This is a genomic window from Fontibacillus phaseoli (genome assembly GCF_003337355.1).
In the GTDB taxonomy this organism is placed as follows: domain Bacteria; phylum Bacillota; class Bacilli; order Paenibacillales; family Paenibacillaceae; genus Fontibacillus; species Fontibacillus phaseoli.
In genome coordinates, this window is record NZ_QPJW01000005.1 from 67504 (window position 1) to 80867 (window position 13364).

At 53.4% G+C, this 13364-nt stretch carries 11 protein-coding genes; 4 read left to right on the forward strand and 7 right to left on the reverse strand.

The annotated features are described in order from the left end of the window. Positions 1-157: 157 nt before the first annotated feature. Positions 158-943 carry a flagellar motor protein gene (locus DFP94_RS14485; protein ID WP_114497190.1) on the forward strand — a complete coding sequence of 262 codons (786 nt, stop codon included), beginning with the start codon at positions 158-160 and terminating at the stop codon, positions 941-943. Beyond that, complete coding sequence (locus DFP94_RS14490; protein ID WP_114497191.1) at positions 940-1815, forward strand: OmpA/MotB family protein; 876 nt, start codon at positions 940-942, stop codon at positions 1813-1815. The genes DFP94_RS14485 and DFP94_RS14490 overlap by 4 nt, the downstream gene beginning before the upstream one ends. A gap of 90 nt (positions 1816-1905) precedes the next feature. Here the strand turns inward: DFP94_RS14490 and DFP94_RS14495 are convergent, their stop codons facing one another. The 5 genes from DFP94_RS14495 to ftsE all read right to left on the reverse strand — a co-directional run bounded on the left by DFP94_RS14495 (position 1906) and on the right by ftsE (position 7808). Next, on the reverse strand, positions 1906-3231 hold the full coding sequence (locus DFP94_RS14495) for a PDZ domain-containing protein (protein ID WP_245954839.1): 1326 nt from the start codon (positions 3229-3231) through the stop codon (positions 1906-1908). A 67-nt stretch (positions 3232-3298) separates the two neighbouring features. Next, positions 3299-4765: a S41 family peptidase gene (locus tag DFP94_RS14500; protein ID WP_114497192.1), complete on the reverse strand. Its 1467-nt coding sequence runs from the start codon at positions 4763-4765 to the stop codon at positions 3299-3301. A gap of 135 nt (positions 4766-4900) precedes the next feature. After that, positions 4901-6118, reverse strand: a complete 1218-nt coding sequence (locus tag DFP94_RS14505) for a murein hydrolase activator EnvC family protein (RefSeq protein ID WP_114497193.1) — start codon at positions 6116-6118, stop codon at positions 4901-4903. A gap of 99 nt (positions 6119-6217) precedes the next feature. After that, positions 6218-7132 carry a permease-like cell division protein FtsX gene (gene ftsX / locus DFP94_RS14510; RefSeq protein ID WP_114497194.1) on the reverse strand — a complete coding sequence of 305 codons (915 nt, stop codon included), beginning with the start codon at positions 7130-7132 and terminating at the stop codon, positions 6218-6220. Next, positions 7122-7808: a cell division ATP-binding protein FtsE gene (gene ftsE / locus DFP94_RS14515; RefSeq protein WP_114497195.1), complete on the reverse strand. Its 687-nt coding sequence runs from the start codon at positions 7806-7808 to the stop codon at positions 7122-7124. Before ftsE ends, ftsX begins: the two co-directional genes overlap by 11 nt. Positions 7809-8020: 212 nt before the next feature. Here ftsE and DFP94_RS14520 point away from each other — a divergent pair, with 212 nt between their 5' ends. After that, positions 8021-9529 carry a VanW family protein gene (locus DFP94_RS14520; RefSeq protein ID WP_114497196.1) on the forward strand — a complete coding sequence of 503 codons (1509 nt, stop codon included), beginning with the start codon at positions 8021-8023 and terminating at the stop codon, positions 9527-9529. A 620-nt stretch (positions 9530-10149) separates the two neighbouring features. Here DFP94_RS14520 and DFP94_RS14525 read toward each other — a convergent pair. Then, positions 10150-10815, reverse strand: coding sequence for a DNA-binding response regulator (locus DFP94_RS14525; RefSeq protein WP_114497197.1), 666 nt, complete (start codon positions 10813-10815; stop codon positions 10150-10152). 225 nt (positions 10816-11040) lie between these two features. Here DFP94_RS14525 and DFP94_RS14530 point away from each other — a divergent pair, with 225 nt between their 5' ends. Then, positions 11041-12552, forward strand: a complete 1512-nt coding sequence (locus DFP94_RS14530) for a CynX/NimT family MFS transporter (protein ID WP_114497198.1) — start codon at positions 11041-11043, stop codon at positions 12550-12552. A 130-nt stretch (positions 12553-12682) separates the two neighbouring features. Here DFP94_RS14530 and DFP94_RS14535 read toward each other — a convergent pair whose 3' ends face one another. Next, positions 12683-13216, reverse strand: a complete 534-nt coding sequence (locus DFP94_RS14535) for a hypothetical protein (protein ID WP_181873160.1) — start codon at positions 13214-13216, stop codon at positions 12683-12685. Positions 13217-13364: the final 148 nt, after the last annotated feature.

Sequence of the window (13364 nt, forward strand, 5' to 3'; positions counted from 1 at the left end):
TTTCTATATTAACCTTAGTTCTTCTACTTTAAATGAAAGTAATACGAGAAGCGTTCATATCCATCCCAAAATAAGAATGGATGTTCCCATTGATTATACATGTTTTGGGTTTGGGATGCAAACGATATGTCGTGGAATAGGAGTTGTCAAATCACTGATGGATATCGCAACAATTTTAGGCATCATTATCGGACTGGCTGCTTTGATCGGCGGTTTTTTGTGGGAGGGAGGAGAACTGGCCGGGCTAATGCAGATCGCGGCAGCTTTCATTGTGTTTGGCGGAACGCTGGCTGCCGTCATGGTCAGCTACCCGCTGGCCAAATTAAAGACAGTACCCCGCGCGCTCGCTCTGGCCTTTACCTCCGGACGGCATAACGCGGAAGAACTGATTGAAGAGATTGTAAGCATGTCAACGGTCGCCCGCCGCGAAGGGGTTTTAGCGCTTGAGAAAAAAGCTGCGGACCACAAAGACCCTTTTTTGCGGGAGGGCATCCAACTTGTCGTGGACGGCACGGAACAAGGCATGGTCAAGCAAATCATGGATCTGGAGATTGACGCCATCCAAAATAAATATGAAGGTTATGCCAAAATATTCGAATCGGCCGGCGGCTATGCGCCTACAATGGGGATCATCGGCACGGTGATGGGGCTCATTCATGTCCTCGGGAGCCTTACCGAGCCTACCGCACTCGGTCAGTCCATTGCGCTAGCCTTTACAGCTACCCTTTACGGTGTAGCCAGCGCCAACCTCATCTTCCTTCCGATCGCCTCCAAAATCAAGGCGCGGGGCGAAGAAGAAGTCGATCGGATGGAAATGATACTGGAGGCCATACTCTCCCTTCAAAACGGCGACCATCCGCTGCTCGTCCGGCGCAAGCTGGAATCCTTCACGGCCGATACGCGGCGTGACCTGCCAACTTACGGGGAGAATGAGAGCTTATGAGCCGACGAAACAGACCCGAAGGGCACGGAAGGTCCCGTCAGCGCCAGGACAACAAAGACACGAAAGACCGGTGGATGATCACATATGCGGATCTGATCACGCTGCTGCTGATCTTTTTCGTGGTCATGTATGCCATGAGTCGTCTAGACGTTGAAAAATACGATATCGTCACCCAATCGCTTCAACTTACTTTCAAGAGCGGCGATTCCCTGTTGGAAAAAGGCAACGGTATTCTCGGCAGCGAGGACCACTATATTCACCAAAATCCCCCGTCTACCACGAATGATGGCGGTGGCAACAACAACGGCCAGGACAGCCAAAACGGAAGTATAGGGCAGCAGGGCCAAAACGACGGCGACTTGTCGCAGAAGCCAATGACCGAACGCGAACTTGCCTTCCGCAAACAGGAAGAAGAATTGCAAACCCTCGTGAGCAGGATCGAGTCCTATATCAAGGATAATCAACTGGAAGATCAGATCCGTGTGGCCGACTTGCCCAAGGGAATCTCCATCACCTTGAGCGACCGCTTCCTGTTCGATCCCGGCAAAGCCGATCTGAAATCAGGGTCAGCCAAAACGCTGTCCAAACTGGCCAGCTTGTTCAGCCAACTCGACACCGTCATCAGCATCGAGGGACATACGGACAATCTTCCGATCGTCCGAGCCTCCGAATTCAAGGACAATTGGGACCTGTCCGGCGCACGCGCCATGTCCGTCCTGCGCTTTTTCCTCGATAAGGAAAAGCTTGATCCGGAAGGCTTCCAATACGCCGGTTACGCCGATACCCGCCCTGCCGCAGACAACTCCACTGCCGAAGGCCGGCAAAAGAACCGCCGAGTGGAGATCACGGTGCTACGACAATTGCAGCAGTGATAGGGTGTTATTAGTTCTTTATATAACTAGAAAAAGCTTCTTCCGATTGAATCGGAAGAAGCTTTTTTATGCAAATTCCCTATGCCGCTCTTAACGGGCGGCGTCCCCTACGCCCGCCTCGCCGGAGGCGGCGGGCGTGCCTGCGTCCGCGCGACGCACGTTGTGCGCGCCGCGGCGCGGCTTGAGCAGCTGCAGCAGCGACAGCGGCTGCAGCCTCACGGCTACCGGCGCCAGCTCGTCCGGCGCCAGGATCGCGCCGAGCTGGTGATGCTCGCCGGCGTAGATCGCGCGCTGGAGGAACTTGCTCTCGCCTGCGAGATTGCGCACCTCCAGCTTGCAGAAGGCCGACTGGATGCGCAGCGCGGAGTGCAGTTCCTCCTTCGTCGGAACCGGCACGCCGTTCACGCGCACAATCGACTCGCCGGCCTGGATGCCCAGTTCCTCCGCCGGACTGCCCGGCAGCACGGCCAGCACCTTCAGCCCGCCCTGCGGATGCACGAACAGCGGACTACGCTGCTGCTCCTCGAAGCGGCTGTACCAGACCAGGCCTTCATGCAGCAGGAAAGCCGCAAGCGCGGCGAGCAGTATAAGCGGTGACCACCAATTGGCAAGCAAAGCCAAAGCGATGATGACGATGCCGTACCCCAGCAAACGGCCGGATGTGATCTTGGCCTTCGCCTTGGGCAACATACCGGTCGTCACTTCCGAGAAGCCGATCACGATCGGCAATGCAACCAGCGCGAAGCCGCCCTGCCATGCTTCACCGCCAAAAAGCGGCGTCCAGGGCAATACCCCGCCCGCCGTCTGGGCCGGGATGAGCAGCAGCAGCGGAATGGGCCAAAGGCTCTGCATCTGATAGCCGCCTACCAGCCTCCCTCGTTTTCCCTCATAAAATAGCGGTCCGGCAAAGGCGGCGCCCTGCCACCGGACAAGCAGACCCTCCGCCAAATGAAGCAGGCCGACGAGGCAAAGCAACGCCGGGATGTTCAGTTCCCTTACAATTCTTACGGACTCGGCTACCCACCCGCTGCCCGTAAACGAAGGAAACAGATTTAACCCGAACTGAATTACGCCCAAGAGCCCAACCGAATAGGCCAGACACAAGTAGCGGACCCGGATCAATAACAGCAACACCGTTACAAGCCAGATACATAAAATTCCTTCTATTGTTAGCGTCATTCCCACAAACGCGGACACCAGCGAGATGCCAATACCGGCCAGCAATCCGCCTAGCACGGTTCGCCAAGTCTGAGCCAGCCAGCTGTGCAGCCTGACATGGAATAACTTTCGCTCCAACAATACCTGTCTGCGGTACAGCAACATAATTAATATGATCGAAATATAGTAAAACGGCTGCAGAAACAACTGCGCTACCGCTTCCGTCACGCTCCACAATCCTTCAAGCAAGAGATCCAACCCGGCTCACGCTCCTATCCTTGATACTCATTGGCACAGAAAAAAAGAAGGCCAAAAAGCAGCCTTCTTATTTATTCGACACCGGGGAGGCGATTTCCTTCCGGATCACCTCGATTGCCCGGTTCATTTGGTTATCGTTCTTCGGATCGCGGATTTGCTCGATGAGGCCGGCTTCAAGCGCCTCCGCCGTCTTTTCGTCGAGAACGCCCGTCGCCTGAAGCTTCGCCGTACCCTGGAATTTCTTCAGCGCATTTTCCGTCGCTTTGCTGAAATATCCGTCGGTACGTCCGGGATTATAACCCAACCCTTGCAGCATGGTCTGCGCGCTCTTGATATCTTCGCCCAGCATATCGTATTTATATGTTTTTTCTTTATTGATCGGCGCCACCGAAAAATAACCCGGTTGGGATACCGCGATATCCGGCTGAATCCCCTTCTTGTGAATCCACTCGCCGTCCGGAGTTAGCCATTTGGCGATCGTGACTTTCAGCAAGCTGCCGTCTCCGAGTTCCTGGCTGAAACTCGTCTGTACTGTGCCTTTGCCGTAAGTCGCTTCGCCGATCAGCTTAGCGTCCGCCGATTCCTGCAACGCCCCCGCTAAAATTTCGGATGCGCTGGCGCTTCCTTTATTCGTAACGACGGCGATCGGATAGGTTTTGCCCGTTCCCTTGGACACGGTCTTTTCTCTCTGCTTGTTTTTATCTTCCACCTGTACGATCGATTTGCCTTTCGGCACGAAATGCTCCGCCATCTCGATCACGATTTGGAGCACGCCGCCCGGATTGTTTCGCACATCGATGACAAGACCTTTCATTCCCTGACTTTCCAAAGCGGTTAATTCTTGCTTAAAGCGTTCTGCGGTATTCATAGAAAACTCGGTAATTTCAATAACGCCAACCTTGCCCTCTTCCATCCGGGCGTATACTGTTTCGAGCGCAATGTCATCCCGAATAATCTTGTATTCCAGATTCGACGTCGAACCCGCGCGCTTTACCTTTACCTTGGCCTCGGTCCCTTTCGGGCCGCGAATTTTGGCCACCGCCTCATTCAGGCTGAGTCCTTCAAAAGATTCGCCGTTCACCGACAGCAAAATATCTTTCGGCTGGATTCCGGCTTTCTCGGCCGGTGATCCCTTAATCGGGGAAACAACGACTACATTGCCGTTTTCCATCGACACTTCCGCGCCGATTCCGGTAAACGAGCCCTCAATCTGCTCGGAGAATTGCTGTGCGGTCTCGGGACCCATATACGAGGAAAAGGGGTCGCCCAATGCGTTCATCATTCCGTCGATGGCACCGTCAACCAATTTCTGCTGATCGATGCCCTCCACGTAATTGTTTTTGACCAATTGCATGGCGGTCTCGATTTTCTTGATGCTGTCCTTGGAGCCCGTCCCCACGTTGTCGGCGAAAATTCCGCTCCGCAGCGGGCCCGAGCCAGCAAAGCTCCATTGTCCTGTAAAGGTCAGGGTAAGCAAACAGCTGGCCAGCATGGCCACAACCACAAATAATGCTACTGTGCGTTTTTTATACATGATATGAATTCACCGCCTATGTTTGTCTCATAGTATATGTCCGTAAACTACGGAATATTAAACAATTTGCATGAACGAAAAACGGATAACCCGTCTCGCGAACGGCTATCCGTTTCTATCGGCATCCTTATTTTATTATAAATATGGCATCGGGTCTACCGGCTTGCCGTCGATCCGTACTTCGAAGTGGCAGTGCGGACCCGTCGAATTGCCGGTGCTGCCCACCTCGGCGATCTTCTCGCCCTTCTTTACCTTTTGTCCCTTTTCCACTTTGATTCCGCCATTGCGAATGTGGCCGTACAGGGTCCAAACATTATCGCCGTGATCGATAATTACCGTGTTGCCGTATCCGCTCCACCATTCGGCGACGATAACTACCCCGCCTTCGGCTGCGTGGATATCGGTCCCCTGCGGAGCCGCCAGGTCGATCCCGGTATGCGTCTTCTTCTTGCCGGTGATCGGATGGATCCGGGAACCGTAGCCCGATGACAACCGGGCACCCGAGACCGGAAGGCCCATTGAACCGCCGCTTCCTTTAAAGCCGCCTGACGAGGAGGATTTGCGTTTATACGTATATACTTGAGCCGCCTTAAGCTTGTTCTTTTCTTTCTCCAAAGCGGCCCGCTTCGTCGCAAGCTCTACGAGCAGATTTTCCTGTTCTTCGCTGATATCGTCGGATTCTTCAATCTCGGCATAATATTTGGAAATCAGCTGCTGCTTCTCATTCTCTTTCTCTTCCAAAGTGCTCTTGCGCGATTCCGCGTCTGCATACAGCGTCTTCACTTTGGCGTAATCGTTCTCCAGTTGCTTCTGCTGCTGATCCAGCAGTTCTTTATCGTGCTTATGCTCATCCAGAAGGACATGATCCTGGTTCGCAATCGCCTGCAAAGAATCGGCCCGCTCCAGAAAATCCGTAAAGCTTGTCGATGACAGCAGCACATCCAAGTATGAAACGGCTCCATCGGTATACATCAGGCGGACTCTGGAATCAAGCAGATCCGAACGCTCGGCGATCCGCGCTTTCGTTTCATCCAGCTTGACCGCCGTATCCCGCAAGCTTTGCTCCGTATTTTCGATATCCATCGAAATTTGAGCCAACTCATTGCTGACGGAATCGATTTGCGCCATAACCTCTTTCAGGTAATTCGTGTTCTTGTTCACGTAATGCTGTGCCGTTTGCTTCTGATCGGCGGCCTTTTCCTGCTGGTTCTTGGCCTGCTTGGCCTGTTCCTGGAGCTGTTTCAGCTCCTTGTCAATCTGGCTGATCGTTTTCGACTTCGCAAAACCCTCAGTAGGCTGAAAGATCGTAGCGGCTAAAGCGACAACGGCAACAATGGACAACCATCTTTTCAACTTCGCTTCCCCATCCTTCTTTTATAGGTAGTCAATAAGCCGACTTTTAGATCACATGGCAACTCTTGAGCAATCATTGTCATTTTGAATTAATTTCCACTATACCTTCAGGAATCTCCGGATCGACATGGTGCTGCCCCAAATCCCGATCAGAAGGCCGAGACCCATCAGCAGGCCCGCTATTTGAAAGCCGATCTCTCCTACCGGAATCAGATGAAAGGCGAGCGTAATATCCGCTTTAACGGAATCGACCAGTTCGCTATATCCAAAAAGCAGAATCCCGACGGTAACTGCCGAACCAAGAAATCCGATCAAGGCGCCCTCCACAAAGAATGGCCACCTAATGAACATATTCGTCGCGCCAACCAGCTTCATGATGCCGATTTCGCGGCGTCGGGCGAGAATCGTCACGCGGATCGTGTTCGAAATCAGGAACATCGCCATCAAGGCAAGCCCCCCGACGAAAGCAAAGCCAATGTTGCGGACAGCTCGCGTAATTTTGAATAATTTCTCGGTGGTGCCTTGGCCGTAATTCACTTTATATATCGATTTTTCCTCGTACTTTTCATTAAGGGCATTAATCTTGCTTGCCACATAAGGAACGGTGGTCGGTTCGATAACCTCTACCTTGAGCGTATCGGGAATCGGATTCGTCGTTTCGTCGTAACCTTCCAGCAAATCCTTGCCTTCTTCGCCCAGCTTCTCCTTAAAATCCTTCAAGCCTTCGGCTTTGGGGATCAGGGTCACCCGACTGACTTCTTCCATGGCGGCTATGTCGTTCTGAATCTTGACCCGCATCGGCTCATCCACGTTGGAGGCAAGGTAGGTACTGATCTGTACCTGGCTGTCGGCGTCATTGGCAAAAGAATTGACATTGAGTACCAACAAAATGAACACGCCCAAAATAAATAAAGAAACGATGATCGACGTAATGGACGCTACCGACATCCAGCCGTTACGAAACACGTTTTTGGCGCCTTCCCGAAAATGCCGGAGGAGGGTGTTAAAACTCATAACCGTATTCCCCTCTCAGCTGGTCTCTGACGATGTTGCCGTGCTCTATGGCGATTACGCGTTTGCGCATCGTGTTTACGATATCTTTGTTGTGCGTTGCCATCACGATGGTTGTCCCCCGGAAATTGATCTCGTCGAGCAGCTGCATAATGCCCCATGACGTCTCCGGGTCGAGGTTTCCTGTAGGCTCGTCCGCGATAATTACCGACGGATTGTTGACGATCGCTCTGGCAATCGCCACGCGCTGTTGCTCCCCGCCAGATAGCTGGGAAGGATCCCGGTTGGCTTTGTTTTTGAGACCTACCAGTTCCAGTACTTCCATCGTTCGCTTCTTGATCACTTTCTTGGGTGCCTCGATAACCTCCAGCGCGAAAGCGACATTTTCATAGGCGGACAGCTTGGGCAGCAACCGAAAATCCTGAAAAACAACGCCGATATTCCGGCGTACATAAGGAATTTTACGCGGCTTAAGCTTGCCGATATTAAAACCGTTGACGGAAATTTGTCCCTTGGTAGGCACTTCCTCGCGGTAGATAAGCTTCATGAAGGTCGATTTCCCCGCTCCCGACGGGCCGACCAGGTAGACGAATTCATTGCGGTCGATTTTGACCGAGACGCCCTTCAGAGCATGCGTTCCGTTCGGGTACGTCTTCCAAATATCCTGCATTTCTATCACTAGATCACGTCCTAAACCTTGATTCCAAACGCTTGGTTGTCTGTTTTTACTTTCGACATCTTCCCGTCAAATCCTTTAAAAGACGAGTTATTTCATCAGTCCGATACTTATTGTAACAAATATGTTACCTCTTGAGTACCCGAAAGTTTCCAGAATTTCATCATATATATGGTTGTACACAGGTTTTTACCATTTCATATAAGGAGAATGTTATGCGAAGAACTCATCTGTTCGTCATCGGAGCCGCCCTAATGATTCTGACTGCTTCCTTCGTTTACGGCGGGCTGTGGCTTTATGCCTCCCGCGATTCGGTCCCTTCCGGCACTAAAGTGGGCGGCCTTGAACTCGGCGGACTTTCGGCCGAGGAGGCGCTGGAGAGACTGGACTCCTTAATTGATCAATTAAAAGGGCAGCAAATAAAGTTCACGTTAGCGGAAGCGGGCCACGCGGAAAATGGAGAGATCCTGACCTGGGGAAAAACCGGGGTTTCGTGGGATGCGCCGAATTTCCGTACGGAGTTGATGTCACTTTCTGCGGGCAAGGTGTGGGAACGCGCCAAAGCGCGCAAAAATTTTGCAAAAACATGGACGATCCAGTCGTCTTTCAATCCGGCGGTTTTAAAAAGGACCCTTAGTCCGGCCTGGGAAAAGAAACATTTCGGGAGTCCCGTGAATGCCGTCCGGAGTATCGGGGAAGACGACGTGATCACCTATCTGCCCGGGCAGCCGGCGCAGCGGATCCATTGGGAGTCGCTTGCCGTTCTCGTGCAAGCGGCCGTTCCGGGGATGGTTGCGGGTAGTGGCGCACGTGCGGAGATCAAGCCACTCGATATTGTCATTCCGCTGACGCTGGTACAGCCTGCCGTAACGGTTGAGAGTCTGCAAAGGGAAGGCGTCCGCCGCAAAATCGCCGAGTTCTCGACCGGGCTGCGAACCAGCGGAGCCGGACGGCTGCATAACGTTGATGCCACAGCACGCAGCATCGACGGCATGGTGCTGCCGCCGGGGGGAATATTCGACTACGCCAAGGTCGTCGAAGCGGCGGAGCAGAGCTACGGCTTCCGCGAGGCGCCGGTCATTTTCGGCGGCAAGCTTGTCCCCGGTGTCGGCGGCGGCATTTGCCAGGTGTCGAGCACGCTGTACAATGCGGCGATCCTTGCCGGCCTGGACATGGTGGAACGTCGCAACCACTCCTTGCCGGTCAGTTACGTGCCGCTTGGACAGGATGCCACCTTCGCCCAAGGCTATATAAATTTCCGCTTCCAAAATACAAGCGGACATCATCTGCTCATCGCAGCCCGCGTTGAGGACGGGCGTTTGGGCGTCAAGCTGTTCGGCGACATCCCGGACAATGTGTCTTACGGCATTGAGTCCCGCATGATGGACATCCTCTCCGCTCCGGACAAATACGTCAAGAACTCCTCCCTTTCGGCCGGGAGCCGGGAAGTGATTCTGCAAGGCAAACCCGGTTACATCGTTGAAACGTACCGGATCAAATATGTCGACGGCAAACCTGCCGCCAAAACCCGCCTATCGCGCGATACTTATCCGGCGCAGCCGAATGTCATCGCCGTGGCGCCCGATGCAGGGGAAGTTATGCCGGAGAATGAGGTCTCCGGCAATGAGGTAAAATCGGGTAAAGCTCCGACTTCGAAAGAGCCGGCCGTCGAATCGCGGCCTCCGGTGCTTGAGGATGGAGTCACCGGCCCGAGATTCCCCTAACCGCACCGGGATGGAGAACGCAGAGGAACCCTCGAGTCATCATTACCGGAGGGTTCCTGAGTGTGACCATGGAAAGACAAGATACAGAACTCTGCAAACGAATCATCTTGTTCGTCGCTGCATATCAGCCCTTGCTGCTAACTTTACCCATTGGCCCTGTCGATAGCACTTACAACCAAATTCACTCGATATCCTTGCCGGTTAACTCCTACTAACTTTACCCGCTATCCCTTGCCTATAGCCCCTGCCAGCTAACTTCAACAACTTCCTTTGCCTGTTAACCTATGTCTGCTAACTTTACCCGTTAACCCAGCCGATAGCGCTTGCCAGTCAATATTACCCGCTCCCCTTTTTCTGTTCCCTATTACCGCAGAGCCCCTCAACCGCGCCAGCCTCCCCATCTAACAAAATAACGAACTTTAGGCCGTTATTTCACCTATTTAAGGCCCAACTTTAGAAATAGTGGATTTTCAGGCCGTTATTCTACCAGATTCGATTAAAAAGTTGCTTTATCTGTCCTAAGTAGAAAAATAGGAACCCAAAAGTCCCCTAATTTGTGCAGCTTTAACGCATAAACCAAAAATAGTGACCTAAAGGACCCCTATTTTTCACGGTACAATTCACAATTTGAAATCTTTGCCTTCCAGGTTAAGGCGGTAGGAACGCACGCGTTCAGTTCCGCTGGCGGCCTGAATCCATCCTTTTTCCATTAGGCTTTTGAGCAACCGGCGGGCCTTCCTGTTCTGAAACCCCATAAAGTTACATAGATGCGCCGGGGTCAGCGGACCTCCAACTCGCATGAACAAGCGAATGACCTCTTTCTCGACCCAATCCGCCTCAAGCACCTGCCGCTCTTCGCCCAGCCACCGCCCCATAAATTGCTGCAGCTTTTGCTGACAGTAGCGTGGGCCTTCCCTTACATCGTCATAAGTAAAACGCAGCACCTTCCATCCGTCGATAATCAGATCATTCTGTCTCCGGCAGTGATCGGAAAATTGAGTCCGGCTTATATTCCTCCAATGCGGGCCGAACCCGTCGATTTCGATCGCCAACTGCAAGCCTGCCCGTAGGTAGGCAAAATCCAGATACCTAAAGCCATCCTTAAAATCGTTCACTTCGTATTCCGGATGCAGATACTGAAATTGTCCAAATGCGGGCCACCACACCGACTCCAAAAACAGCCTTTCCGCATGTCCATGTCCCTCTTTCAATCTTCTTAAACGTTCTCCCTGCCTGACAGACCTATGCCGCTCCAAGAAAATGTTGTGAGCCTCGGAAAATTCCATACCCATCCCCCCTTTTACAAAATAAAAACGCCCCCTTCCGTCGGACCCATAGAATGGATTCCCGGTAAGCAGGCGTGTACTTCACGACAAAATCACAATGAAATATGTTTACCCAGATTTTACCTCACTTTGCAAACCAAATAAACTGTTTTCACAGACTATTGCTTGTAAAAGTTTTCATATGATATGGTAAAGCGAAATACGCCGAAAGGACCCTTAATTAATATGAAGCAAAGCACGATTGTTCCGAAGCATGAAAAACCAGCCGATGCCCTATACCGATCCGATTCCGAAACAGGAACAGGAACAGGTTCTGAACATATATCGACTGCCCCGCCAAACGGAAATGAGCACCCTCAAAATGCGCTCCCGAGCAAGGGGGGAGAGACATCTCTCCCAGGGGTAGATAAAGCTCTCTCCGGAGCAAATGCCGCTCTCCTTGGCGAGGGGGCAGAGACAGCTCTCCCGCGTGGCGCGGCGGCAACGCTGCTGATCGTAGCCGTGCTGCTGACCGCATCGACGCTGCGGTCGCCGATCACCGGGGTCGGTTCGCTGATCGGCGAGATTCAAGGCTCCACCGGCCTGTCGCATACGATGAGCGGAATGCTGACTACCCTTCCGCTCTTAGCCTTTGCCGTGTTCGCACTCGCCGCGCCGAAGCTGTCGTCCCGCTTTGGCGCGGAGCGCACGCTGTTCTATTGCATGATCTTGATGTCGGCCGGGATCCTGCTTCGTTCCTTTCCAGGCATTCCGGCCCTTTTCGGCGGCACGGCCCTGATCGGCAGCGCCATCGCCATCGCGAATGTGCTGGTTCCCAGCATCATCAAGCGCGATTTCCCGCTACGGCTCGGGTTGATGACGGCGCTATACACTTCCTTGATGAATATGTGGTCCGCCATTGCTTCTGGTATCAGCATGCCCCTCTCCCGCACTGCATTGGGATGGCGCGGAGCGTTAGCCTGCTGGCTCATTTTGTCGGCGGCCACCGCTTTGGTCTGGCTGCCTCTGGCCCGGCGGCATAGCGCCATGAGCAAAAATCCCCGCAAGGCAGCGGCCGTTGCTGCCTTGCCGGACCCGCTTTCCGATCACGGCCAGCACCGGGACGCCAACCCGGGCACCGCCAAAGCGGACAGCGACAGGTCCTCCAAGCGCTCCGGCTCCGTTTGGCGCTCGCCTATCGCCTGGCGTGTGACGCTCTTTATGGGCTTCCAGTCCATCATGTTTTATGTCGGCGTCTCCTGGCTGCCGGAAATCCTTCACGAGCAAGGAATGAGCATGGATCAGGCCGGCTGGATGCTATCGTTGATGCAGCTGTCCAGCATGTCGGGGGCCTTCCTCATGCCGCTGCTCGCGGCGCGGATGCAGAGCCAAAAGGAGCTGTCCGCCGCTTCCGCCGCTCTATTCCTGGTCGGATTCGGAGGCATCTGGCTCGGTCCCCCATCCTTGGCTTTGCTTTTCATCCTGTTAATCGGACTCGGCAGCGGTACGACGTTCAGCCTGGTCATCATGTTTTTCGCCCTGCGTTCCCGCACGGCAGGACAGGCAGCCCAATTGTCCGGAATGGCGCAGTCCATCGGCTATCTCTTGTCCGCGGTGGGGCCGACCCTGTTCGGTTTCATTCATGACCAAACCGGAGGCTGGTCTATGCCGCTGGCTACGATCACCGGCATGTCGCTAATCACCATCGTTTTCGGTTATGCCGCCGGACGAAAAGACCGCATCGGTTCGGAAGTTTGATCTCTCTTTAAACAAACAAAGCCCGGCCCCCCTTTAAACGATGACTTACTCCTTCCCGCATACGGGAGGAGGCCGTCGTTTACACCGGAGCCGGGCTTCTCATCTATTATTTATCTCTCTCCCCCTTATCCTAATCCTCCATCAATCTCACGTTTTCCACCACTTCCGCCCGTCTATCCTGATGGAAGGACTTGCTGTACTCCACAAGCCTGATCCGGCAGCCGGGACCGATACTCACCTTGCCGCCGCGAACCGTATCCGCCATCGTATTTTCCAACGAGATCACATCGCCTTCGATTACTTGGACTTCAAGCTCCGGCGTCCCCCCCATCCGCAGCCATGGCACCCATTTTTGGACTCCGAACGGGTGAATATCAATTCGGGTTCCGACGATTTCAGCGGCATTGCTTTTCCCGATCAGCACCATTTCCACCACTTCCGCGTTCAGCATACCTTCACTTTGAACGGCTCCTTTTAGCTTAAATTGGTCAGTCTGGATTCCGTTCTTCACCGTACAGGTCCCGAATATTTTCATATCTTCGCCGGAAATACTCTCCTTCACCTGAATCTCACCCGTTAAAGACATCTTGGTGACAGTCAGGCCCCCTTCGATCTTCAAATCCCCGGTAGCCTTCAAGATACCGCTGCGTAGGCTCCCGTCCACCTTGATGTTCCCGGTAGATTTTAAAGAAAGGCAATCGATGCTCCCGTTAAATTCAGCATCGCCAGTCACGCTGACTTTGCCGAAGACCCCCCCCGTTCGACACGCTGTCTCCAATCAGCCGCAAATCATCCCGTTGCTCCTCCTGATG